This is a genomic window from Chryseobacterium sp. UYP7 (assembly GCF_056279225.1).
Window position 1 is genome coordinate 1 of sequence record NZ_JBWBQW010000002.1, and the last position, 25329, is coordinate 25329.

The window sequence follows — 25329 nt, forward strand, 5'->3', positions numbered from 1 at the left end:
TCCTGCGGTTATCGTAAACCTTTATCCTCTCTTTTGTTCTTTCTGATTAGTATATAAATATATTAAAAACAAACTTAAGGCGGTTTTGCAATAGTACGGGATTTTTCGCCAAGTTTAAAGATTTTAGATATTTCGAAGATTAATTTATAATAGAAAGATTTGGCATATTAAGCCCCACCATCGCCAAGCCGAAAAACGTCAGGCTGTGAAAAAACTCAGCTTTCCTATAATTTCTTAAGAAAACGAACCTTTCACGCCTCAATAAATGCGTTTTAAGACCAGCTATTTTTTAGGCGGCAATTGATAATCTATTTTTGAATAAGATTATAAAAGGCTTAAAATAAGTCGTTTTAAAAACAAAACAATCTTTCGCTTTGTAAGGTGATTTCCAGTTCTTCAATTTGGCAATTAAGTCCGGAACGCCCAGAATATTCATCGCGCGTTTGATGTTGTACACCAGCATAATTAAACTGTGTTCTCCATTTACTTTTTCTAATCCCGTTAAATTCGTGTGATTGTAACCCCACTGTCTTTTGATTGTTCCGAAAATATGCTCGTTGATCTCCTGCCGCTTTCGGTATAATTTCGCATTGGCTTGGTAGCGCTGATTGTTTTCTGCAACAGCATCGGCATACTGACTTCTGTCAATCTCCCGGCCTCCTGTTCTGCTCGTACAAAGTGATTTTACGGGACATTCTTTACAAGCTGGGGTTCGGTATTTTTTGAAGTCATAGCTGTCTCTATCGCGGGTTTTCTTGTGCCATCGTCCGGTGGTTTTTAAAACTTGGTTTGCCGGACAAGTGTAAGTGTCATCATCTGTATTGTAAATGAATTTTGAAACAAAATAATCTGGTTGAGTGCCATTTTCGTTGCTTTTTCCCTGATCTGGATGCGCAACAATGGTGATTATATTTTCCTCTTTGCAACGGGTGATTTCCCGACCGTTGTGATACCCTTTGTCAACTAAAGCAGTGAATGTTTCAACGCCCAAATTCCCCTTAGCTTCAATTGCAATTGCGCTCAAAGCATTACGATCATTACGATTAATGGTGTGTGTAGCCACAACTAAATTGTACCTGTCATCAACAGCGGCTTGAATATTATAACTCACTTCTACCACTTGTCCCTGAGGTAATTGGGTACAAGTCCAAATAAAAGCCATTGCAGTTCAATATTGCGCACACACTCTTTTTCGAGTTTCCGTGAACTTCGAAGTCCATTGAGATAACCATACAAATAGATTTTGAGAAATGTTTGCGTTTTGAAACTCGGTCGTCCTTCCGTTTTGAGGGTTTGAAGTTCAAAACCTAATGCTTTTAAATCGATATTCTCCACAAAAGCATCGATAAAACGAATTGGATTATCTTCAGAAATGGAATCTTCTAAACTCATGAAAACCATTTGATTGCGGGCTATTCCAGTGATGTGTTGCATTATTAAATATACGAATATACTCCCGTATTATTAAAATAATTTAGCTATTTTTGAAAGTAATAAGCGGAGGTTTTTTCACAGACTGACGCTGGCAGCCATATTATGAGAAAATTATTGTACATATTTATCATTTCAACAATATTAAGCTGCAACAATGACAAGCAATATTCTATTGAAATTTCTGACTTTAATTCGCCATTGCGAAAACATCTCAAAAGTCTTGCTTCAGAAAAGAAACTTCCTTCAGACGACACCGTTGCTATAAAATATATTAGAGATAATTGTAGTAAAAAAGAGTTAAATCAATTGCTCAATTGTGAAAATCCTATTTTACGTGTTATTGCATATAAAACAATTGTAAATAAAAACGAAAAGGATTACTTTAAAGTTCTTTTAAAACACCTTAATGACACCACAAAAGTTACGTGGTGGTATTACGAAGATGCGAGCGGTAGTTTTATGGTTTCAGATTTACTTATTAGAAAAGCAGAAGACAGTAGAAAACTTTCTAAAATACAGAAAAATATTTTGGTTGATAGTGTTTTAACCAAACACTCTTATTTAAATGTTTCAAATTGGATGATACAAGATGTTGAACCAAACGAAAGGTATTACTCATTGATAAAGGAAAGGTCTAAATTAAAAACAGATAGATGCGGTATTCAATTAGGAGCATGTTATGCGTTATCAAAATTTAAAAAACAAGAAGACCTAATCTTTCTAAAAAACATCTTTGATAAACTTGAAAATCCTTGCGAGGACTGGATTTTTAAATCTATCGAAGAAAATCCAAATGAAATATATTTTTCTACTTTGGAAAAATACTTCGACAAAACGATTAAAAAAAAGGAACAATCATCGTCAGAAGATTTAAAGTATTATTGTCGTGCAATTGCTAAATATAAAAATAAAAATAGTTTAAACCTTTTATTGAAAATATTAGACAAAAAAAATTATCCTGATACTTGGTATTTTAGATATAACGAAGAATTTGTATTCAAGGCTATCCACAAATATAAAAATCCAATTTATAACGATTTATATGCAAAATTAAAACCCAAAATGAGTAAATTCGTAATGGAATATTTAGACAAACCTGACTATGATGACAAGAAAACTTGGTAAAAATACGTCTGCTAACATCGTATTGGCAATAGTGCGGAGGAATCGCAAGTTTAATAATTTTAGATATTCCGAAGATTAGTTTATAAAAGAAAAAGTGCGCGATAAAGCCGCACCATCACCAATACGCAAAACGTTACCTACAAGTCTAAACAAAGGAGTTTCTAAAATTAAAGAGTGATGAAAATAATATTATTTATATTTTTATTGTTGACTTTTACAAAAATTACTGGACAAAATTTCAATGTTATTCTTCAAGTAAATGACAAAAACATAAATGGAGAAATTACAAGCATAAATTTAAGTAACAACAGTAAAGAAAGAGATGAAAAAATAGATGTTAACTATTATCCTGGAGATTTAATTACTCCTGAATATGAAAATTAAACTTTCAAAATCTCAACGAAAAATTTTATTTAAACTTTGATTATTACACGTACAAAAAAGGAATGCCTGAAATAAAAAGATTCAATATCGAACTAAGTAAAAAAAATCTTGAAAATCCCTATCTTATTATTAATATTTATGACTTCAGGAATCGGAAATATAAAAGATGGTTTCAATATTTAACAAAGGAAGATTATCTAGTACAATTAAGTTTTCTAAATTCGGGATTATGGGTGAGGCAAAGATAATAAGACCTGTAGGTAACACGTTATTTCTATTAGTGGGACGGAAGTTTCTATCATCAAGATTTTTACTAATTATTCAATTTATTATATTTACAAAGATGTATTTTAAAAATCTCCGCCTGCAGAAATGACCACCCGTTAGCAGAATTTGTGAAATTTACCGCAACTCCATGAAAAACTTACTAATTTAACCATCGTGAAAAAAATAATATTTAAGACTTGGTTAATTAATATTCTGATAGGTATAATTTTATACTTTATTTATAGGTTTTCATTTATGCAAACGAAGTCTACTGAGGGCAGTTTCTTCGAAAATTTGCTGGAAATTCTCTATCTGGTATTGAATTTGGCTTATTCGTTTGTCTATTTAATTGGAATGATTTTATATTCCTTACCAATTTTTTTAAATTTAATAGATCGGATTAGAACTAATTTTTATTATTCACTCCTTACATTTTTAGGAATACCATTAACTGTTGTGATTTATTTTCTCTTCGTTACGATAATTGGCAAATTTTATGAAGATCTTAATCCAATAACAACATTTCTTTCTTTCTCAACCATTTATTTATTAGCTTCAATAATACTATTTTTCAATTTCCGAAAAGTGGTTAAAAGAAACGAATCGAATAGATAAAAACCTAAGCTAATATCGATTTGGAAAAATGACCGTTTATTGCTAAATCAAAGACTTCATCTTTTATAAATTTTCTGACTGTTGTAAGCTTCACCCTTACTTTGCCCAGAACTTTACCAATCCGCAAAATGAATAGCTCACTTTGGAAAACTGAAGTTACAAATGAAGAAAATCTTAAGACTTATAGATTAATGACCCAGACCAGAACCATTGAATCTTTAATTTATTATTACCGATTCACTTACATCGAAAATCTACATGTCCAAATAATAATTTTAAACGGAACTCTTCAAAAAACGATATTAAATGTCTGCGGATTACAGTGTAAAGTAAAATGTATGTGCAAATAGTTCGATCTAACTTTTTAATTTTCTACAGAATTTAATAATTTGAGGATTCTTCGGGACTTATCATTTATATTTGCAAAAAGAAATTAGTTTTTGACGGGAAAGATTTTTATTTAAACTTTCAACGCAACTTCAATTTCAGAATTTTTTATTTTAAGAATAGTAATATTCAAAACTCAAACAAGAAACTACCGTAAATGTCAGCAGATCAAAATACTCCAGAAAAAATTAGACTTCATCTCCGAAATAAAAATCGGGAACGATATGATTTAGACGCGCTTAAAATTGCAGTTCCTGAATTAGCGGACCACATAACACCCAATAATCATGGCGCAGAATCAGTAGATTTTGCAAGTCCGGTAGCGGTAAAACTTCTTAATAAGGCGCTACTCCACCATTATTACGGAATTAAAAACTGGGATTTTCCGGAGGAAAATTTATGTCCACCGATTCCCGGAAGAGCTGATTATATTCATCACATCGCAGATTTAGTCACCCAAAGTAATTTTGGAACTACGCCAACCGGTGCGAAAATTATTGGTCTTGATATTGGCGTTGGTGCGAACTGTATTTATCCCATTATCGGCGTTACAGAATATGGCTGGAATTTTATAGGCTCCGATATTGATCCCAAATCGGTTGAATCTGCAACGAATATTGTAGCGACAAATGAGGCGCTTCAAGGTAAAATTGAAATCAAATTACAGGAAAATAGCGAATCTTTTTTTAAAGGTATTCTGGAAAGTGAGGAAAAAATTGACTTCTCCATCTGTAATCCACCTTTTCATTCCTCCACTGAGGAAGCTCAGAAAGGCAGCAGAAGAAAAGTTTTGAATCTTTCCGGCAAAAAAACTTTAAGACCGCCACTCAATTTTGCAGGAATCAGCAGTGAATTGGTTTACGAAGGTGGCGAGCACACTTTTATTCACAATATGATCAGGGAGAGTAAAGAATTTGCGACAAACTGCTACTGGTTCTCAACTTTGGTCTCTAAAAAATCCAATCTCAAAGGAATTTACAAATCTCTGGATGAAATGGAAGTTACTCAGATCAAAACAATTCCTATTGGAACCGGCAATAAATCGAGCAGAATTGTTGCCTGGTCTTTTCTTAACAAAGAGGAGCAAAAAGAGTGGCGAGAAACCCGGTGGAAAGAATAAAAATTTTATTTCAACTATTTTACCCAAATTAAACATTAAAAATAAATAATACCTAACTTGCGACCCCATGAGGATTTTAGCATTTCTATTTAGTATTTATCTCGTGGCACTATCTGTAGTGCCATGCAGCGATACTTTAACGGAATGGCAAAATGACCGGCAAAAAGTTTCGGTTTCAGAATCACATGATCACAAAGGCGACACTTCCGATTTCTGCAGTCCTTTTTGTACCTGTAACTGTTGCAGCACCACTGCTGATCTGAAGTATACGCTTCACACTTTTAAGGAGATGAAAGTTTCCATCGTTTCTAACATTAAATTTCCACTTCGGAATCTTACTATTATTTCCAGTTACTCCGGGAATATTTGGCACCCGCCACAAATTATTGCTTAATATTTTTTTCGCTAATGTATTATTTATACAGGCTTTTCGCGCTGCGTTAAATTCTGTATTTAAGTTTTTTGACATTAGCAATCCTTTTTGTGCCCACAAATTGGATTCAAAACGATACATATTAATCTTTAATTCCATTTATTTTGTTAGATCGTATTATAAAATTTAGTATAAAAAACAAGCTCGTTATTGGGATCATGACGCTCTTCCTCATTATCTGGGGAGTTTGGAGCGCCACTAAATTACCCATCGATGCTGTTCCCGATATCACCAATAATCAGGTGCAAATCATCACCGTTTGTCCAACTTTGGCGGGACAGGAAGTTGAACAACTGGTTACTTTTCCTATTGAGCAAAGCATTGCAAATCTTCCCGATTTAGAGGAAACCCGAAGTATTTCGAGGTTTGGACTATCTGTAATTACCGTTGTTTTCGCGGAAGATGTCGACATTTATTTTGCCAGGCAACTCGTCAACGAAAAATTAAAAGAAGCCGAAAGAAATATTCCGCAAGGAATTGGAACTCCCCAATTAGGTCCCGCTAGTACGGGTTTAGGTGAAGTTTATCAGTATATTTTGCATCCGAAAAAAGGCAGCGAAAGTAAATACAACGCTAAAGATCTGCGAACAATGCAGGACTGGATCGTTGCGCGACAACTTAATGGTACAAAAGGAATTGCAGAAGTCAACAGTTTTGGTGGAGAATTAAAACAGTATGAAGTTTCCGTAGATCCCAATCGCTTAAGATCAATGGGAGTCAGCATTACCGATATTTTCACCGCGCTCGAAAAAAATAATCAAAATACCGGCGGCGCTTACATCGATAAGAAACCCAATGCTTATTTTATCCGTGGAATTGGCTTGGTCACATCACTGGAAGATGTAGAAAACATCAGCGTTAAGAACTCAACAGGAAGTGTCCCTATTTTTATTAAAGATGTCGCCGATGTCCGCTTTGGCAGTGCAGTTCGTTACGGAGCCATGACTTACAATGGCGAAGTTGACGCCGTTGGTGGCGTTGTAATGATGTTGAAAGGAGAAAATAGTAATGAGGTTGTAAAACGCATCAAAGAAAAAATTCCTGTAATCCAAAAATCTTTGCCGAACGATGTGGTGATAGAATCGTTTCTGGACCGGACAGAACTGGTCGATCGCGCGATGAGCACGGTAGAAACCAATTTGATTGAAGGCGCATTGATCGTTATTTTTGTCCTTGTTTTATTCCTTGGGAATTTTCGGGCGGGATTAATTGTAGCTTCTGCAATTCCATTATCACTACTTTTCGCTTTAGGTTTGATGAATGTTTTCGGAGTTTCTGCCAACTTAATGAGTTTAGGAGCAATTGATTTTGGATTAATTGTGGATGGCGCCGTGATCATTGTTGAAGCGACGGTTCATCATTTGGGTTTACGTAAATCTCTCAACAAATTAACACAGCCCGAAATGGATCAGGAGGTTTTTCTTTCTGCCTCCAAAATTCGGAATAGTGCAGCATTTGGGGAAATTATCATCCTTATCGTTTACATTCCCATTTTAACTTTAGTCGGAGTAGAAGGAAAAATGTTTACGCCAATGGCAAAAACGGTTGGGTTTGCAATTTTAGGTGCTTTAATTTTGTCGCTCACTTATATTCCTATGATGTGTGCGTTATTTTTATCGAAGAAAGTTTCTCACAAAAAGACCTTCTCCGATAAAATGATGACTTTTTTACATAAAATTTATCAGCCGCTTTTAGAGAAAGCCATCAAAATTAAATACTGGCTCGTTGGCGGAACCGTAGCTTTATTTGCCATCAGTTTATTGCTCTTCAAAAATATGGGTGGCGAATTTATACCCCAGTTACAGGAAGGTGATTTTGCCTTTCACTGTATTTTACCACAAGGAAGTTCTTTGAGTCAAAGTATCGAAACATCATCTCAGGCATCAAGAATAATTAAAGGATTTGATGAGGTAAAAATGGTAGTTGGAAAAACCGGGGCTGCAGAAGTTCCGACCGATCCAATGCCGCCGGAAGCAAGTGATTTGATCATTGTTTTAAAACCTCAGAAAGAGTGGAAAACTAAAAAAAGTTACGAAGACCTCGCTAATGAAATATCTGAAGAATTGGAGGTTATTCCCGGAATCTTCTTTGAAAAAAACCAGCCCATCCAAATGCGTTTCAATGAATTGATGACCGGAATCCGGCAAGATGTCGCGGTGAAGATCTTTGGGGAAAATTTAGACAGTCTTTCTATTTATGCGAAGAAAGTCAGTCAGGTCATACAAACGGTAGATGGCGCGACGGAACCGCAAGTTGAACAAATTAACGGACTACCACAGATCAATGTGGAATACGACAGAAACCGCCTGGCGAATTACGGGATGAATGTAGAAGATGTAAATAACGTCGTAAGTACCGCTTTTGCAGGTAAAAGTGCCGGACAGGTTTTTGAGAACGAACGCCGTTTCGATCTCGTCGTAAGATTAGACAGTATTTACAGAACCGATATCGATGATGTGAGCAATCTGATGATCCCAACCAATACGGGAAATCAAATTCCTTTGTCACAAGTCGCTAAAATTGACTATAAATTGGGACCTGCGCAAATCAGTCGGGAAGCGAGTAAAAGACGAATTTATGTCGGTTTTAATGTTGAAAACAGAGATGTTCAAAGTGTTGTGAAAGAAATTCAGCAAAAATTAGATCAACAGATCAAATTACCAAGCGGCTATTATTTCACTTACGGCGGACAATTCGAAAATCTGGAGAAAGCTACCAAACGATTGTTGATCGCGGTTCCATTATCGCTTCTTTTAATTTTTTCTCTGCTTTACTTTACTTTCAATTCCATAAAACAGGCAAGTTTAATTTTCACGGCAATTCCGATGAGTGCGATCGGTGGAGTTTTCGCGTTGATTTTGCGCGATATGCCTTTCAGTATTAGTGCAGGAATTGGTTTTATTGCCCTTTTTGGGGTAGCAGTTCTAAATGGAATTGTACTCATTGGAACTTTTAATCAACTGGAAAAAGACGGCGTTACCGATATTTTCAAACGGGTTTTTGAAGGGACGAAAGAAAGATTACGACCCGTTTTAATGACGGCAACTGTTGCAAGTGTTGGATTTCTACCAATGGCATTATCTCATGGTGCAGGTGCAGAAGTTCAGAAACCTTTAGCGACAGTCGTGATTGGTGGATTAATTACGGCAACATTTCTAACTTTATTCGTACTTCCATTGTTGTACATCATCTTCAATTCAAAATTCAATTTCAGAAAAAAATTAAAAATGAAATCGGTAACAGCAATAATGATTCTGATGCTTTCTACATGGAGCTTCAGTCTAAATGCACAGGAAAAGAAAGTTCTCGGAATCGAGGAAGCTATAGAAATTGCGCTTCAAAATAACGGAAAGATCAAGGCGAAAAATTTAGAGTTAGAATCGAAAAAAAGTTTGATAAAAACGTCGGGTGAAATTCCGAAACTGAATTTTAGCACGCAGTTAGGACAGTACAGCAGTGAAAAATTTGATCAGTCTTTCCAGATCTCGCAGACGATTCCCTTCCCTACTTTGTTTGGCGCAAAAAAGGAACTAATAAATGCAGAAGTAAAAAGCAAAGAAATCAACATCGAGCTGTCTCAACTGGAAATTAAAAATCAGGTTCGAACGTATTTCTATCAAATCCAGTATTTGCAGCACAATCAAAGTCAGTTGGTTTATTTAGACAGTCTGTACAATGATTTTATCCGCGTTGCGAAACTGAGATTTAAAGTCGGCGACATTAAAAAAGTCGAGATCAGCACGGCAGAAGCGAAAAAAGGCGAGATCTATTTGTTGCTAAAACAGAACGACGTTTACCTCAAAAATGCGTATCAAAGTTTGCAGGCTTTAATGAATACTGAAGAATCTTTTAGCATTGAAGAAGAGAAAAATTATCAACCCATGCTGGTGAGTAATGTACTCGAAAGTTCTTCTATTGAGAATAATCCTTCTGTAAAAATTTTATATCAGGAAGCCTTAATCGCGGAACAAAATAAAAAGGTAGAAAAAGCCAGGAATTTGCCTGACCTTACGCTTGGATACACGAATCAGTCGCTTATCGGAAATTATGAAATTAATGGTCCGGAAAGATTTTATGGCGCGGAGAAACGGTTTCATTACGTTAATATCGGAGTTTCCATTCCGATCTTTACCGCAACGAAAGCAAAACTCAACGCTTATGATTTTACTAAAAAAGCTTTTGAAGCCACTGCAGAACAAGAAAAGCTGGAACTTAAAACAAAGTTTAAAAATGCCCTATCACAATATGAGCAAGATGTTCAGCAATATCAATATTATTTGGATCAAGCTTTACCGAATGCAAAAGACATTGTTTTCGCGGCACAACTCGGATATCGCGTGGGTGAAATAAGTTACGTGGAATATCTTTACGCTTTGCAAACGGCCACAGATATTCAGTTAAATTATCTGAAAAGTATTCAGCAGGTTAATCAGTCTGTCATCAATATCAACTCAATCATAAATCAATAATCAGTATGTTTATCAATATAAAAAAAGCAGTTGGATTTCTATTTTTCTCAATGTTCATGTGCTTTTCAAACAGTTGCACCAAAGAAGAAAATTCAAAAAAAGAATCCACAACCGAAAAATCAGGCGAGCACCAAGAGGAAGAACCTTCAAACATTGCAACACTGACTCAGGAGCAGATCGATAAAGTTGGCATCGAGTTCGGGAAATTAGAAGAGAAAGAATTAACCGCAACCATTAAAGCCAACGGAATGCTTACGGTGCCGAATAACAGCAAGGGAAACGCGACATCTTTATATGGCGGCGTTATAAAAACGCTTAACGTTCAAATTGGAAGTTTTGTAAGAAAAGGACAGGTGATTGCAACAATCGAAAATCCCCAATTTATTCAACTTCAGGAGGATTATTTGACTACAATCGGAAGAATTACTTTCGCCGAACAGGAAGAACGCCGCCAGAAAGAATTAAATGCTGGAAATGCGGGAGCTTTGAAAAATTTACAAAATGCAACGGCAGAACTAAGAAATCTTCGCACTCGAAAATCATCTTTGCAGCAGCAAATTCAATTAATGGGAATTAGCGCAGGTTCATTATCCAACGGAAAACTGAAATCAAGATTGGTCGTAACGAGTCCGCTGAACGGCGTGGTGAGCAATGTTTTCGCAAAATTAGGAAGTTATGTTGATGTTTCTTCTCCGGTCGCGGAGATCGTGGATAACGGTTCTTTACACTTAGATCTACAGGTTTTTGAAAAAGATCTGCCCAAATTGAAGGTCGGTCAGGTCATTCATTTTACCTTGACCAACAATCCCACTATGGAATATGACGCCAAAGTTTTCAGCATTGGTTCCTCCTTCGAAAATGACAGTAAAACGATCGCGATTCATTGCAAAGTCACTGGAAATAAAGCCGGATTGATCGACGGCATGAATATTACCGGAATCGTGAGCCTGAATGATGCAACGGCACCCGCGGTTCCGAATGAAGCCGTTGTAAATACAGAAGGAAAAGATTATATTTTCATCATCACGAATAAAAAGCCGGAAGTTCATTCTGAAGAAGAAGAAAAAACCGCTGCTGAAGAAGGCCCAACTCATCAAGAGGAAGCAAAAGGTGGTATTAATTTTGAAAGGATCCAGATCATCAAAGGCGTTAGTAATATGGGATATACCGCGCTCACTTTTATTGAGGAAATTCCTGAAAATTCCCAGATCGTAACAAAAGGTGCATTTTTCATTAATGCCAAATTATCCGGCGGTGGCGGTCACGAACATTAAAAAATACAAACTTACAGAACAATGGCACATCAACATATTTACGATAAGAACGGAAAACAAATTTGCTGCACCGAGGAAGAAAAGATCTACAAAGATGCAGGCGCAGAAAAATTATTAGACAATAAAAAGCCGCAGCAACACAGCGACGACGACGGTCATAACCACAGTCACGAAGAAGACGGTTCTTTTAAAATGTTCTTACCGATCATCATTTCTCTGGTTTTACTTTTGGCAGCCTTATTTTTCGATCATTATTTGAAACCGGATTTTTTTAAAGACTGGGTTAGAATTGTTTGGTACGGAGTCGCTTATATTCCTGTCGGGTTTCCTGTTTTAAAGGAAGCTTATAAAAGCATCATCCATGGAGAATTTTTTTCAGAATTCTTATTAATGGGCATCGCAACGGTTGGCGCTTTTGTTATTGGCGAATATCCGGAAGGTGTTGCAGTAATGCTATTTTACGCAGTGGGCGAGGTTTTTCAAACGATGGCAGTTTCCAGAGCTCAGGCGGATATTAAAAGTTTACTGGATCAAAGACCCGATGAGGTTACCATTTTAAAAGATAATAAACCAGAAATTGTAAAGGCCGAAACCGTAGAGATCGGTGCGATCATTCAATTAAAATCCGGGGAAAAATTAGGGTTAGACGGTGAATTGATTTCTGAAAGTGCTTCGTTTAACACGTCAGCTTTAACTGGTGAAAGTAAACCCGACACCAAGAAAAAAGGCGAAACCGTTTTGGCGGGAATGATCAATCTCAACACCGTTTCTCAGGTAAAAGTAACAACCGTTTTTACTGATAGCAAACTGAGTAAAATACTGGAATTGGTTCAAAACGCAACCTCTCAAAAAGCGCCAACAGAATTATTCATCCGGAAATTTGCCAAGATCTATACGCCAATTGTCGTTTTATTGGCGATTCTTATTACCGTTCTACCCTACTTTTTTGTAGCAAATTATGTGTTTTCTGACTGGTTATATCGCGCTTTGGTCTTTCTTGTAATTTCCTGTCCGTGCGCTTTGGTAATTAGTATTCCCTTAGGTTATTTCGGCGGAATCGGAGCGGCGAGTAAGAACGGAATTTTATTTAAAGGCAGTAACTTTTTAGATGTTATTTCCAAAATTCAAAATGTGGTGATGGATAAAACCGGTACCATGACCGAAGGTGTTTTTAAAGTTCAGGAAGTCGTTTTTGATCCCGATTTTGATCAGGCCAACATTTTAGAAATGGTGAACGCGTTAGAAAGTAAAAGTACACATCCCGTTGCCACTGCGATTCACGAATATGTGGGAGAAATTAATTCCGAAATAAAATTAGAAAATGTAGAAGAGATCGCCGGACATGGTTTGAAAGCGACAGTTTCCGGAAAAGAGCTTTTGGTCGGGAATTTTAAACTGATGGATAAGTGCAATATCAAATCCGATATTGATGTTAGTAAAATTGTTTACACCTTGATAGCGATTGCGTACGATCAAAAATTTGTGGGCTATTTAACCGTTGCAGACAGTATTAAGGAAGACGCAAAACTAACCATCGAAAAGTTGAAAGAATTAGGCGTTAAAGTTACGATGTTGAGCGGCGATAAAACAACGGTTGTAAAATTTGTGGCGAATGAACTGGGAATCGAAAATGCATTCGGCGATCTTTTGCCGGAAGATAAAGTAAAAAAATTACAGGAAATAAAAGCGAAAAACGAAACCGTCGCTTTTGTGGGCGATGGTGTAAACGACGCTCCAGTTGTGGCTTTAAGCGATGTCGGTTTTGCGATGGGCGGACTAGGAAGTGATGCGACTGTTGAAACTGCAGATGTTGTTATTCAGGATGACATGCCTAGTAAAATCCCGATGGCGATCAATATCGGGAAGCAAACCCGAAAAATTGTGTGGCAAAATATTTACCTCGCTTTTGCGGTTAAAGCAATTGTTCTGGTTTTAGGTGCAGGTGGAATTGCAACCATGTGGGAAGCCGTTTTCGCAGATGTTGGAGTTGCCTTACTGGCGATTTTAAATGCGGTTCGAATTCAAAGAATGAAATTTTAAACAGATTGGAGACCAATATTAATGCAAAACTTAACTTTTTAGATTTCTTAAGACTTAGTTGTACATTTGTCAAGTATATTGGTTTTTAGAATAAAAAAATATGAATATCGATTTTAAAAGGATAAGTAGCGTTATCCTTTTTTAGTTCATAAAGCATCCATTTTTTTAAACCTATCTTGAATGTCAACTTCTATAAACTCTGACGAAAAATTTCACTAATTAAAATAAAAATTAACGATCATGAGCGATTCAACAAACGATAACAACTCAGCAGATTTAAAAAGTAAGGCGGTTCCAAAGGTTACCGGAATCGGCGGAATCTTCTTTTTTTCTGATGATCCTAATTCCACCCGGGAATGGTACGCAAAAAATCTTGGATTTGATATCAATGAGTGGGGTTCTAGTTTTTATTCCCAGAATATTGATGATCCTGAAGAAACAAATTCAATGCAGTGGAGTCCTTTTAAAACGGGAAGCGATTATTTTGCACCCTCTAAAAAAGAGTTCATGATCAATTATCGGGTGCAGAATATTGAAGGTCTCATCGATCAATTGCGTGCCAATGGCGTGACTATTTTAGATGATCTGGATGTTTCTGAATATGGAAAATTCATTCATATTTTAGATGCGGAAGGAAATAAGATTGAACTTTGGGAAAACGTCGAAACATCTTCGGAAGATCTCTAAAACCCTCAAATTCAAAAGCATGAAAGCATTTTTCATTAACAAGTACGATAAAAAAACACCGCTGCAGTTTGGTGAACTACCGGAACCGGCTTTAAGAGAAAACGATGTTTTAATTGAAATGAAAGCCGCCAGTTTAAATCCAATTGATTTTAAGGTGAAGCACGGCGATATGAAAGTAATTCTGGATTATAAATTTCCTCTGATTTTAGGAAATGATGGTGCCGGAATAGTGGCAAAGATCGGAGCCAAAGTCAAAAATTTTAAAGTTGGTGATGCCGTTTATTTTCGTCCGGATAAAAAAAGTGGTATTGGAACTTTAGCGGAATATTTTGCTTTAAATGAAAATGATGTTGCGCTAAAACCGAGCAACCTTACGATGGAAGAAGCAGCTTCTATACCTTTAGTTGGACTTACTTCCTGGCAAATTTTCGAGAGAGCCGGATTAAAGAAAGATCAAAAAGTATTTATTCAGGCGGGTTCCGGTGGAATTGGAACATTTGCCATTCAACTTGCCAAACATTTGGGAGCAACAGTGGCAACAACGGCGAGCCCCAAAAGTTTTCAAATGCTGAAAGATCTTGGTGCCGATATTCTGATCGATTACAAAACTCAGAAATTCGAAGAAATCCTGCAGGATTACGATCTGGTTTTAAATACGCAGGACGAAGAAACCTTAATACGATCAATGAAGATCTTGAAAAAAGGCGGAAAAATTATTTCAATTTCTGCACCACCCGATCCGAAATTTGCAGAAGAAAATAATCTTAACTGGATCATGAAATTGGGGGTTCGATTTATGAGTGCAAAAGTTCGTCGACATGCCAAAAAATATGGAGTTGACTATTCTTTTCTGTTAATGCATTCGAGCAAAACTCAATTGGAGGAAATCACAAAATTGATCGAAGCAGGAACCATCAAACCTGTTATCGACAAAATTTATCCGTTTGAGGAAACCAATGAGGCATTCGAACATATTGAAAGTGGCCATGCAAAAGGCAAAGTGGTGATCAAAATCAAATAGACATCAGTTAATAATATACTTTTGAGCACAAAAAAATCCCAACTTTTCAGCTGGGATTTTCTTTATTTTGAAATGGTGCTAGAAATTTAAAACCCGCACATCGATTCTTCTGTTTTGAGCTTTACACTCATCTGTATCATTATTTTCGCAAACTGGAAAAGCAGATCCGTAACCTTCAGCTTCAATGCGATCACCGGAAATTCCCATTTCCAATAATTTCAGTTTCGCTGTTTGTGCACGTAAATTTGATAGTTTCAAATTGGTCTCCTCGGTTCCGGTATTGTCTGTATAACCTCCTAATTTCACTTTAAGATTTGGATAATTATTCATGATCTCGGCTAAATTATTCAGCTGTGTTTCTGATCCCGCTTTTAAATCGCTGCTTCCACTTTGGAAAAATAAATTTTCAATCGTGTACCATTTGTCGTTATTTAAAATCGTTTTATCCTGTAGCTGAATGCCGTTGTATAAAGCATATAACTGACTGTTCTCGCCCATTGGAATGGATTTGTTAGCTAATTTTACTTCCTGAATATTTCCGGTATCATAAACAAAATCTCCATCAGCATTCATAGTCCCTATAATTTCCTGAGCAGCCATTGGTGTTCCGGCGTTCATTCCTGGCGCTAAAACGGGGGCAGTTCCTGCAGTAATTGCGGCCATTCTGTTTAAAGACTCTATTTTTTCTCTTCTGTTCTCTTGAATTTGATCTTTGTGCATCACCGCCAAAGTTGGGGCAATAACCAAAGAAACGATCGACATTAATTTAATCAAAATATTCATCGATGGTCCAGAGGTATCTTTAAATGGATCACCTACGGTATCACCAGTAACAGAAGCTTTGTGCGGCTCCGAACCTTTGTAATAAGTTTGTCCATTGATGTCTACACCTTGTTCAAAAGATTTTTTAGCGTTATCCCAGGCGCCACCTGCATTGTTTTGGAACATTCCCATTAAAACTCCACAAACGGTTGCTCCTGCTAAAAATCCACCTAAAACTTCTGGCCCAAAAATAAAGCCCATTAATAAAGGAGAAACAATTGCAATGGCGCCGGGAAGCATCATTTTTTTAATGGAAGCATCTGTTGAGATCGCTACACATTTGTCGTACTCCGGTGTGGCCTTACCTTCTAAAATTCCGGGAATTTCGCGGAACTGGCGACGAACTTCTTCTACCATTGCCATTGCTGCAGTTCCCACTGCTTTGATCGCTAATGATGAGAAGATAAATGGAATCATTCCACCCACAAATAAACCTGCTAAAACGTCAGCACGGTAAATATCAATACCGTCGATTCCTGCAATTCCAACAAATGCTGCAAATAATGCAAGAGCCGTTAAAGCTGCAGATGCGATGGCGAAACCTTTTCCTGTTGCTGCAGTGGTATTTCCTACCGCATCTAAAATATCTGTTTTTTCCCGAACTTCTTTTGGTAATTCGCTCATTTCTGCAATTCCACCTGCATTATCTGCAATTGGTCCAAATGCATCAATCGCTAACTGCATTGCTGTTGTAGCCATCATTCCCGCTGCAGCAATTGCTACACCATAAAGTCCAGCACAAAGAAATGAACCGTAAATACCACCGGCTAAAACCAGAATTGGTAAAAAAGTAGATTCCATTCCTACGGCAAGTCCGCCAATAATATTGGTTGCGTGACCTGTAGAAGATTGTTTCACAATACTTTTAACCGGTCCTTTACCCATTGCAGTGTAATATTCTGTAATGATGCTCATTAAAGTTCCTACGATCAACCCGACAATGATTGCTCCGAAAACTCCCATCTTGGTGAATTCGTGTCCTCTTAAAGTCATGGTTTCCGGCATTAAATAATTTACCAGAAAGTAGGAAGAAATAGCGGTTAAAATAATGCTTCCCCAGTTTCCTAAGTTTAAAGCATTTTGGATTGGTGCGGTGTCTAATTCTACCGCTTCACCAACTTTCACGAATAATGTTCCGATCATGGAATAAATAATTCCTGTTCCGGCGATCAACATTGGTAAAAGGATGGGTGCAAAACCTCCGAAAAGATCATTCGAAATCGTTTCGTTACCCAAAACCATGGTCGCTAAAACGGTGGCGACGTAAGAACCAAATAAATCGGCGCCCATTCCGGCAACATCTCCAACGTTATCTCCAACATTATCTGCGATCGTTGCAGGATTTCTTGGATCATCTTCCGGAATACCGGCTTCTACTTTTCCAACTAAATCAGCACCAACATCGGCAGCTTTCGTATAGATTCCTCCACCAACTCTGGCAAAAAGAGCAATAGATTCGGCACCTAAAGAAAATCCGGTAAGGATTTCAATCGCTTTTTCCATTTCATGAGAATTGGCAACAGCATCCGGCGCAAAAATTTGTTTAATAACCAAGTATAATGAACCTAATCCTAAAACGGCCAAACCAGCAACACCCATTCCCATAACGGAACCTCCGGTGAAAGAAACTTTCAAGGCTTTTGAAAGAGAAGTTTTTGCAGCTTCGGCAGTTCTAACATTTGATTTGGTTGCGATCTTCATCCCTATAAAACCTGCCGAAGCAGAAAGAATAGCACCTAAAATAAATGATAATCCCAGACTCCAGTGAGAATTGGAACTTGAAGCACCCATTAAACCAAGTAAAACGGCAACGATAATAACGAAATAGCCCATCACTTTGTATTCCGCTTTCAAAAATGCCATGGCTCCATCAGAAATGTAACCGGCGATCTCCTGCATACGTGCGCTCCCCGCATTCTGCTTTGTGACCCAGGAACTCTGAATAAAGGTGTAGATCAGGGCAATAATACCAAAAATTGGTACTAAATAAAATAAATTCATAGTTTATTATTTAATGTTAATGTTTTGTTAATTAAAACGAGAACCGAAAGTACAAATTTATTTTAAACTTCACGAATATTTTTGGTAAAAATAAAAAGGACAGATTTGAAAATCTGTCCTTTAACTTGGTGAAAATAAGAGGACTTACCCTCCGAATTTATTTGCATAATCCTGCTCAGAAGCCTGGATCACTTTTTTGGCATGTGCTGAACCGTAAACCTCCTGAATACGACATTTTGCCGGTTCATCTGGTAAATTTTTATAGGTTAAAAAGTAATGCATTAATCTTTTAACTTCTGCCTGTGGTAGATCTTCGATATCGCGGAAATGTCCGAAAGCGTGATCCCCTTTCATTACTGCTACAATTTTATCATCAGCTTCTCCTGCGTCGATCATTTTGAAACCTCCAATTGGGATCGCCTCCAGTAACATTCCACCGGAGTGGATGTTGTGAGAGCTTAGAACACAAATATCAAGTGGATCAAGATCGCCCATTGTAACATCGGTTGCACCACTTTCGATGGCTAACTTCAAAACTTCATCATGGCAGTAAGTTCTTGGAATAAAACCGTACAATGCCGGAATAATATTAGAAAACTGCTGCGGACGGTCAACTTTTAAATAACCACTCTCTTTGTCCACTTCATATTTAATAGTATCGCTTGGTACGATCTCTACAAAAACATTTACAATATCTGGCGCTTCGCTGCCTACAGAAATTCCATGCCAGGGATGCGCTTTAAAATTTGGTATCATTTATTTATTTAATTTACAATTAAGTTTTCTTTTCTTAAATCTTCGATGGTCTGCGAAATAAAATCAGCGTCGTTCATATAATTCATCAGAAAAACCGTCTTAAAATCATCTAAAGTAGAATTATCATTTAAGTTTTCGTAGGTTTTATGAAGGATATGCAGCGTATTATTTTTACAGTTGACCACGTTCTTCCACAAATTCTTCGTTAAATAAAGTTGTTGGGAAGCGTTATAGTCAAATTCTTCGTTAATGGTTTTTTCGACGAGAAAAACGTATTCGTGCGGTGCTAAACTCCGGTCAAATTTCGTCACCAGATTTGATGGTTTCATCCGTTCCAGAAATAAAGTGATTCGTTCGTACGCATGTACGCGCTGTTCCGAATTTCCTTTTATCGTTAACAACCGTATTTCCTGATTTTTGAGTTTGATGTAAGTATAAACGAACTGTCTCATAAAAATGAGGAAGGGCAACGCAATCAAAAGCGCAAAAGCATACGGGAAATAAGGTGAATCGATCATAACAAATTGAGGATGCAAAAATACTAATTATTTGCTACTTCTTAAAGAAGTTTCTCATCAATTCTTTTTTAGAATATTCCAGGATGGGATATTCTTGAAGTTCTGAGCCAAAACTCTTAAAAAAGACTTCAATTCCACGTAGATTTCCGCCCATAAAATCGAATGATCGCTCCTGAATACTCTCCTGAAGAATGCGGTCTATTAAGAACGACGCGCCATTATCTAATTTATAATCATCATTATTGATGAGTCCGAGTAAAGAATAACGGTCTTGTTTATCGATAATAATGGCCAGATTGGTAAGAGCATCTTCTTTAATAGAGGCGAAGATCTTCAATTGCTTATTATCTTCGAGGAATTTAATATAAGTGAAGAATTTATCCAGATCCTTTTCTTTTTCTAAACCTCGGAAGTTAGCTCTGATAAATGATAATACCTCTTCCCTTTTAACTTCTTTGAAACTTAAATACTGCGCCGTTTTTACAGTCGATTTCCGGCCTTTGAAATAATTCTTCCGTAAAGATGGGTATTCCTGCTTACTAATAAAATAATTCTTTTTCATTATAAGCGCAGGAAGAAAAGCGTTTTGAAAATTAAAAGAATAAGAGAACACGTTATAATTTTTTTGAAGATAATCTAGAAACTGCACTTCGATCTGCTCATTTTTCGTCTTTCCGAAAACGCCCAGTTGCTGACAAAAAAGCGGCATGAGCACGATCTTGAAGCCTAATTTTTTCTTAATAGGTAAAGGCATTACGAAATCATAATCATCATCAACAAGAAGTTCCCAGGTTTCACAAAGCGTATCCAAAATCTCTCTGTCGGCGTAAATATTTCTCTGCAAAGAACTGTCGATGCATTTCTGATACTTAGAAAAATCTATTTCTTTGTATTGAAGTCTTCTAATCATAATAAATTTTCGTCGGAGAAACTCAAATAAGAATTTTGAGCAATAATTAAATGATCCAGCAACTGAATGTTCAGAATCTTACCGCCTTCACCAATTTGTTTCGTGATTTTAAGATCTTCCTGACTGGGTTTCAAATTACCGGAAGGATGATTGTGGGCAATCACAATTCCTGTCGCAAAGTGCTCGATAGCAGTTTTGAATAAAATTCTTACGTCAACAACAGATTGGTTTATTCCGCCGGATGAAAGTTTCGATTTTCCCAGAATACGGTTGCTTTGGTTTAGAAATATAGCCCAGAATTCCTCGGTCTGCAGATCTCCTAAATGAGGTTGCAAAACTTTATAAATATCGGAGCTTTGATTGATCTGAATTTTTTCGGGTACTTCCTGTGCCGCTCTTCTTCTGCCAATTTCGAGCGCCGTTGCAATAGATATCGCTTTGGCTTCTCCGACACCTTTAAATTTCAACAGATCCGAAATTTGTAGAAGGGATAAATTATGCCAGTTATTTCCGACAGAATCTAAGATCTTTCGGCCTAATTCCACGGCGGAATCTTCGCGGTTACCGCTGCCCATTATAATTGCCAATAACTCGGCATCAGAAAGTGCATTTTTACCTTTGAGTAAAAACTTTTCCCGCGGTCGGTCATCTTCGGCAAGAAATTTAATAGACATTCTGCAATTTACATTTTAATAATAGGCGTACAAAATTATAGGTCGTTTAGAGGCATCGATATATCGTGCAGCAGTGTTGAAAAAATCTTTAGAAAGCATCGGGCAGCCTAAACTCAGACAAGCAGGCGTCGAACTTTCATCATTTTTGATACAGGGAAAAGGATGCATGACAATTGCGCGTTTAAGGGCATTACTGTTTGTTTTGTCGAGTCCTTTTAAGCGGTAAGATTTACCAAACTTTCCAACGTAGGAATTGCCAATCTCATATTTTCCTAGAGAACTTTGATAAGAATTTTCGATATTGCTAAATTTCAAACTGGCAGAACTAGCGATTTCGGAGCCGGAACCATGAGAGACGATCGCCTTTTCTACAATTTTTTCATTTTTTAAATCATAAATGAAAAATCTAAATTTACCGGAAGGGATTCTGAAATCTATAAATATCGCCAGATTTTGATTGTAGTTTTTTCCTTTGATAAAATTTCTTACATCAGCTATTTTCGCAGTATTTATCGTTTGTGCCGATGCCGCACAAAGAAAAAGAAAACATCCTAAAAGAAATAACTTTTTCAAATTTCTGTTTAGATTTAGTAAATGATCTGTCCATCTTTCATCACGAGTTTACGATCTGTAGTATCGGCAAGATGCGTGTTGTGAGTAACGATGACAAAGGTCTGATTATATTTTGATCTTAAATCAAAAAACAGCTGATGAAGATCGTCGGCATTTTTTGAATCCAAGTTTCCTGTCGGCTCATCGGCAAAAATAATTTTCGGCGAATTGATGAGTGCTCTTGCAACCGCAGTCCGCTGTGCTTCTCCACCCGACATTTCGTTAGGTTTATGGTGAAGGCGATGGGCAATATTGAGATCCTCGAAAAGAGAATAAGCTTTTTCTAAAGATTCTTTTTCGTTTTTACCGGAAATTCTTGTTGGCAAAAGCACATTTTCTAAAGCCGAAAATTCGGGCAAAAGCTGATGATATTGAAATACAAAACCAATATTTTGATTGCGAAATTTAGATAGTTGACGGTCACTCATATTGATGAAAGACTGTCCTGCCAATTCAATTTCAGTTTTAAAATCTTTCGGTTTAGACGGCGTATCCAAGGTGCCAAGAATTTGTAAAAGCGTTGATTTTCCGGCGCCGGATTCACCAACAATAGAAATCACTTCACCTTGTTGAATGTGAATATCAACTCCTTTTAAAACTTCTAAATTCCCGTAAGATTTATGAATATTGCTTGCTTTAATCATGGATTCAAAAATAAGGAAAATGATTGTAATCTGCGCGTTATTTCCCGGCTTTTTGCGCAAGGGCGAAGTGCATTGTTGGAGCTCGTTTCTAAATTAGGCGAAGGCTTTGCCGCCGCCTAATTTAGAAACAGCGACTGCACGCAGACCGACCCAGGAAATGGCCAAAGAATTGGCAATGGTTGCGCCCTAATAAAAAATCCTTCCAAAATAAATTGAAAGGATCGTATAACTATAATTTAAAACCTAGAGTAACAACGATAAGGGTTGCTCCAAATAAGTTCTTAAAGTCTGTAAAAATTGTGCCCCAGTCGCGCCATCTACTACTCTGTGATCGCATGCGAGAGAAAGTTTCATGGTATTCCCGACAACAATTTGTCCGTCTTTTACAATGGGTTTTTCAATGATCGCACCTACTGACAAAATCGCAGAATTGGGCTGGTTAATAATGGAAGTAAAGGTTTCTATACCGAACATTCCTAAATTAGAAACGGAAAATGTTGAACCTTCCATTTCATTGGCTTTTAAACCTTTGGACTTTGCTCTTCCGGCCATATCTTTTACGCCTGCAGAAATTTGATTGTAGTTCATTTGATCTGCATTTTTCAATACAGGAACAACTAAACCGTCTGGAATTGCCACTGCAACGCCAACGTTAATATTTCCGTGGTGAATGATTTTATCTGCTTGCCAACTTGAATTAACCTGCGGATGTTTTCTTAAAGCCATCGCAGTCGCTTTGATGATCATGTCGTTGAATGAAATTTTGGTATCAGGCAAAGCGTTGATTTCTTTACGAGCTTCAATCGCTTTATCCATGTTGATCTCGACGATCAGATAATAATGAGGCGCTGTAAATTTACTTTCAGCAAGTCTTTTGGCGATGATATTCCGCACCTGAGAATTTGGAGTTTCTGAATCCTGGCCCTGAACGAAATTCATGGTCGGCTGAGCCGGGGCTTCAGCAGACACTGTAGGTTGTTGCGGAGTATTTGCAGCAACTTCTTTCGAACTTGGCGTAAATCCTTCGATATCTTTTTTTACAATTCTACCATTTTCTCCACTACCTTTTAAAGCATTAAGATCGATACCCTTGTCTTCTGCCATTTTTTTAGCTAAAGGAGAGATCGCAATTCTTTCGGAATTTCCTGTAGAAACCGGTTTTGGATTTTCGGATTCTTCAGTTTTTGGTGCTTCCTTAGTTTCTTCAGATTTTTTTGAGGAATCATCTGCTTTGGGAGTGTCAGCTTTTTTTCCACCACCAGAAACAATTCCGGAAACATCGGTTCCTGCCGGACCTATAATTGCTAAAACTGCATCAACGGGACTTGTGCCACCTTCTTCAGTTCCTACATACAGTAATGTTCCGTTGAATTCGGATTCGAAATCCTGAACGGCTTTATCGGTCTCAATTTCAGCGAGAATATCGCCTTCTTTAACAGTATCGCCAATCTTTTTGTGCCATTTCGCAACTTTACCTTCGCTCATCGTATCTGAAAGTCGGGGCATTGTGATCACTTCAACTCCTTCTATAATTTCTGCAGATGCCTTATTATCATCAGGTTTAGAAGTTTCATCGGTAGAAACTTTTTCCTCAGTTTTATTTTCTTCTGTCGGTTTTTGGTCAGCAGTATCTGATTTTTTATCCTCAGAATCACCACCTTTCAAAGCAGAAATATCTTCGCCTTCCTTTCCAATAATGGCTAAAATAGAATCGACCGGTGAAGAACCTCCTTCTTCCGTTCCAACATAAAGAAGCATTCCATTGAATTCGGATTCGAAATCCTGCACCGCTTTATCGGTTTCAATTTCTGCTAAAATATCGCCTTCTTTTACCTGGTCGCCTACTTTTTTGTGCCACTTAGCCACTTTTCCGTCCGTCATCGTATCAGAAAGTCGGGGCATGGTTATTACTTCTGCCATAATTATAATTTGTTAAATTTCCTCACCTTAAATCCCTCTCCGTAGGAAAGGGACTTTGAGCAAAGTTTATTATTTAGTTATTTTCTAATTTATTTAAGAACGGATAATCCTCCTGAGCGTAAACATATTCGTACACTTTATCTTCGGTCGGGTATGGAGATTGCTCCATAAATTCAACACATTCATCTACAAATTCGCGGGATTTTTCTTCGATTGCCGTTAATTCTTCTTCCGTTGCCCACTTATTATCTAAAATTCTGTGTTTCACGATTTCGATCGGATCATCTTTTTTACGTTCTGCAACTTCGTCTTTGCTTCTGTAAGGTTCCGCGTCAGACATCGAATGTCCTCTGTATCTGTACGTTCTTGCTTCAATAAATGTTGGTCCGTCTCCTCTTCTAGCTCTTTCGATTGCTTCATAAGCAGCTTCTGCAACTTTTACTGGATCCATTGCATCTACTGGAAGACAAGGCATTTCGTAACCTAAACCTAATTTGTAAATATCTTCGTGGTTTGCAGTTCTTCCTACAGAAGTTCCCATCGCGTAACCATTATTTTCAACCACAAAAACCACTGGCAATTTCCAGTTCATGGCCATATTGAAAGTTTCGTGAAGCGAACCCTGGCGAGCTGCTCCGTCTCCGAAGAAACAAATATTTACACCACCTGTTTCAAAATATTTGTCTGCAAAAGCAATTCCTGCTCCCAAAGGGATTTGGCCCCCAACGATCCCGTGACCGCCGTAAAATCTTTTTTCTTTACTGAAAATGTGCATAGAACCACCCATTCCGCCCGATGTTCCCGTGGCTTTACCACAAAGTTCTGCCATTATTCTTTTCGGATCAACGCCCATCGCCATTGGATGAATGTGACATCGGTAAGCGGTGATCATGCTGTCTTTAGTTAAATCCATCGCATGGGCAAAACCAGCCGGAATTGCTTCCTGCCCATTATATAAGTGTAAAAATCCTCTGATTTTTTGTTTAAGATAAAGAGAACGGCATTTGTCTTCAAACCTTCTCCACATTGTCATTTCTTCGTACCAGTTAAGGTAAACCTCTTTCGAAAATTCTTTCATGTGCTCGCTTTTGCTTTATTTTGGAACATAAAACTTTAGGGTTTTATGTATGTTAGAAATATTTAGCAAAAATAACAAAAAACTTTGTCTTTATTGGTAGCATATAAAACAAAATTGGGTTCTGTTCAATTAAAATAC

20 protein-coding genes are annotated in these 25329 nt (G+C 37.3%); 9 read left to right on the top strand and 11 right to left on the bottom strand.

All coding sequences use genetic code 11. The annotated features are described in order from the left end of the window. Nucleotides 1–289 precede the first annotated feature (289 nt). Both ACZ9HT_RS04195 and ACZ9HT_RS04200 read right to left on the bottom strand, forming a co-directional pair. Entirely contained in the window at nucleotides 290–1162 is an 873-nt protein-coding gene (locus ACZ9HT_RS04195) for a transposase (RefSeq protein ID WP_476039205.1), read from the bottom strand. Continuing rightward, nucleotides 1114–1434 (bottom strand): transposase, encoded by a 321-nt coding sequence (locus ACZ9HT_RS04200; RefSeq protein WP_476039206.1) that lies wholly within the window; start codon nucleotides 1432–1434, stop codon nucleotides 1114–1116. The genes ACZ9HT_RS04195 and ACZ9HT_RS04200 overlap by 49 nt, the downstream gene beginning before the upstream one ends. A 102-nt stretch (nucleotides 1435–1536) precedes the next feature. On the opposite strand from ACZ9HT_RS04200, the gene ACZ9HT_RS04205 reads away from it, so the two are divergent. The 9 genes from ACZ9HT_RS04205 (at nucleotide 1537) to ACZ9HT_RS04245 (ending at nucleotide 15256) form a co-directional block, all read left to right on the top strand. Then, entirely contained in the window at nucleotides 1537–2559 is a 1023-nt protein-coding gene (locus ACZ9HT_RS04205; RefSeq protein ID WP_476039207.1) for a hypothetical protein, read from the top strand. Nucleotides 2560–2736: 177 nt separating this feature from the next. Next, a complete protein-coding gene (locus ACZ9HT_RS04210; RefSeq protein WP_476039208.1) occupies nucleotides 2737–2943 on the top strand; it encodes a hypothetical protein in 207 nt (68 codons plus the stop codon). Between the two features lie 1426 nt (nucleotides 2944–4369). Further along, complete coding sequence (gene rlmF / locus ACZ9HT_RS04215) at nucleotides 4370–5332, top strand: 23S rRNA (adenine(1618)-N(6))-methyltransferase RlmF (RefSeq protein WP_476039209.1); 963 nt, start codon at nucleotides 4370–4372, stop codon at nucleotides 5330–5332. A 67-nt stretch (nucleotides 5333–5399) separates the two neighbouring features. Next, on the top strand, nucleotides 5400–5726 hold the full coding sequence (locus ACZ9HT_RS04220) for a DUF6660 family protein (RefSeq protein ID WP_476039210.1): 327 nt from the start codon (nucleotides 5400–5402) through the stop codon (nucleotides 5724–5726). 143 nt (nucleotides 5727–5869) lie between these two features. Next, nucleotides 5870–10234, top strand: a complete 4365-nt coding sequence (locus ACZ9HT_RS04225) for a CusA/CzcA family heavy metal efflux RND transporter (protein WP_476039211.1) — start codon at nucleotides 5870–5872, stop codon at nucleotides 10232–10234. A gap of 5 nt (nucleotides 10235–10239) precedes the next feature. Continuing rightward, the gene (locus ACZ9HT_RS04230) at nucleotides 10240–11508 is read left to right on the top strand and encodes an efflux RND transporter periplasmic adaptor subunit (protein WP_476039212.1); all 1269 of its coding nucleotides are present in this window, start codon (nucleotides 10240–10242) and stop codon (nucleotides 11506–11508) included. A gap of 21 nt (nucleotides 11509–11529) precedes the next feature. After that, nucleotides 11530–13548 carry a heavy metal translocating P-type ATPase gene (locus ACZ9HT_RS04235; protein ID WP_476039213.1) on the top strand — a complete coding sequence of 673 codons (2019 nt, stop codon included), beginning with the start codon at nucleotides 11530–11532 and terminating at the stop codon, nucleotides 13546–13548. A gap of 240 nt (nucleotides 13549–13788) precedes the next feature. After that, on the top strand, nucleotides 13789–14235 hold the full coding sequence (locus ACZ9HT_RS04240; RefSeq protein WP_476039214.1) for a VOC family protein: 447 nt from the start codon (nucleotides 13789–13791) through the stop codon (nucleotides 14233–14235). A 19-nt stretch (nucleotides 14236–14254) separates the two neighbouring features. Then, a complete protein-coding gene (locus ACZ9HT_RS04245) occupies nucleotides 14255–15256 on the top strand; it encodes an NADP-dependent oxidoreductase (RefSeq protein ID WP_476039215.1) in 1002 nt (333 codons plus the stop codon). A 78-nt stretch (nucleotides 15257–15334) separates the two neighbouring features. Here ACZ9HT_RS04245 and ACZ9HT_RS04250 read toward each other — a convergent pair whose 3' ends face one another. The 9 genes from ACZ9HT_RS04250 to pdhA form a co-directional block, all read right to left on the bottom strand. Further along, the gene (locus tag ACZ9HT_RS04250) at nucleotides 15335–18079 is read right to left on the bottom strand and encodes a sodium-translocating pyrophosphatase (protein WP_476039216.1); all 2745 of its coding nucleotides are present in this window, start codon (nucleotides 18077–18079) and stop codon (nucleotides 15335–15337) included. Between the two features lie 144 nt (nucleotides 18080–18223). Next, entirely contained in the window at nucleotides 18224–18835 is a 612-nt protein-coding gene (locus ACZ9HT_RS04255) for an inorganic pyrophosphatase (RefSeq protein WP_476039217.1), read from the bottom strand. Between the two features lie 8 nt (nucleotides 18836–18843). After that, a complete protein-coding gene (locus tag ACZ9HT_RS04260) occupies nucleotides 18844–19353 on the bottom strand; it encodes a DUF7935 family protein (protein ID WP_476039218.1) in 510 nt (169 codons plus the stop codon). Between the two features lie 34 nt (nucleotides 19354–19387). Beyond that, the gene (locus ACZ9HT_RS04265; RefSeq protein WP_476039219.1) at nucleotides 19388–20263 is read right to left on the bottom strand and encodes a hypothetical protein; all 876 of its coding nucleotides are present in this window, start codon (nucleotides 20261–20263) and stop codon (nucleotides 19388–19390) included. Beyond that, nucleotides 20260–20937 carry a RadC family protein gene (radC, locus tag ACZ9HT_RS04270; protein ID WP_476039220.1) on the bottom strand — a complete coding sequence of 226 codons (678 nt, stop codon included), beginning with the start codon at nucleotides 20935–20937 and terminating at the stop codon, nucleotides 20260–20262. Before radC ends, ACZ9HT_RS04265 begins: the two co-directional genes overlap by 4 nt. A gap of 15 nt (nucleotides 20938–20952) precedes the next feature. Beyond that, nucleotides 20953–21510 (bottom strand): murein L,D-transpeptidase catalytic domain-containing protein, encoded by a 558-nt coding sequence (locus ACZ9HT_RS04275; protein ID WP_476039221.1) that lies wholly within the window; start codon nucleotides 21508–21510, stop codon nucleotides 20953–20955. A gap of 14 nt (nucleotides 21511–21524) precedes the next feature. Then, nucleotides 21525–22193, bottom strand: coding sequence for an ABC transporter ATP-binding protein (locus tag ACZ9HT_RS04280; protein WP_476039222.1), 669 nt, complete (start codon nucleotides 22191–22193; stop codon nucleotides 21525–21527). 243 nt (nucleotides 22194–22436) lie between these two features. Continuing rightward, nucleotides 22437–24113 (bottom strand): 2-oxo acid dehydrogenase subunit E2, encoded by a 1677-nt coding sequence (locus ACZ9HT_RS04285; protein ID WP_476039223.1) that lies wholly within the window; start codon nucleotides 24111–24113, stop codon nucleotides 22437–22439. A 73-nt stretch (nucleotides 24114–24186) separates the two neighbouring features. Continuing rightward, on the bottom strand, nucleotides 24187–25191 hold the full coding sequence (gene pdhA / locus ACZ9HT_RS04290) for a pyruvate dehydrogenase (acetyl-transferring) E1 component subunit alpha (RefSeq protein WP_476039224.1): 1005 nt from the start codon (nucleotides 25189–25191) through the stop codon (nucleotides 24187–24189). Nucleotides 25192–25329: the final 138 nt, after the last annotated feature.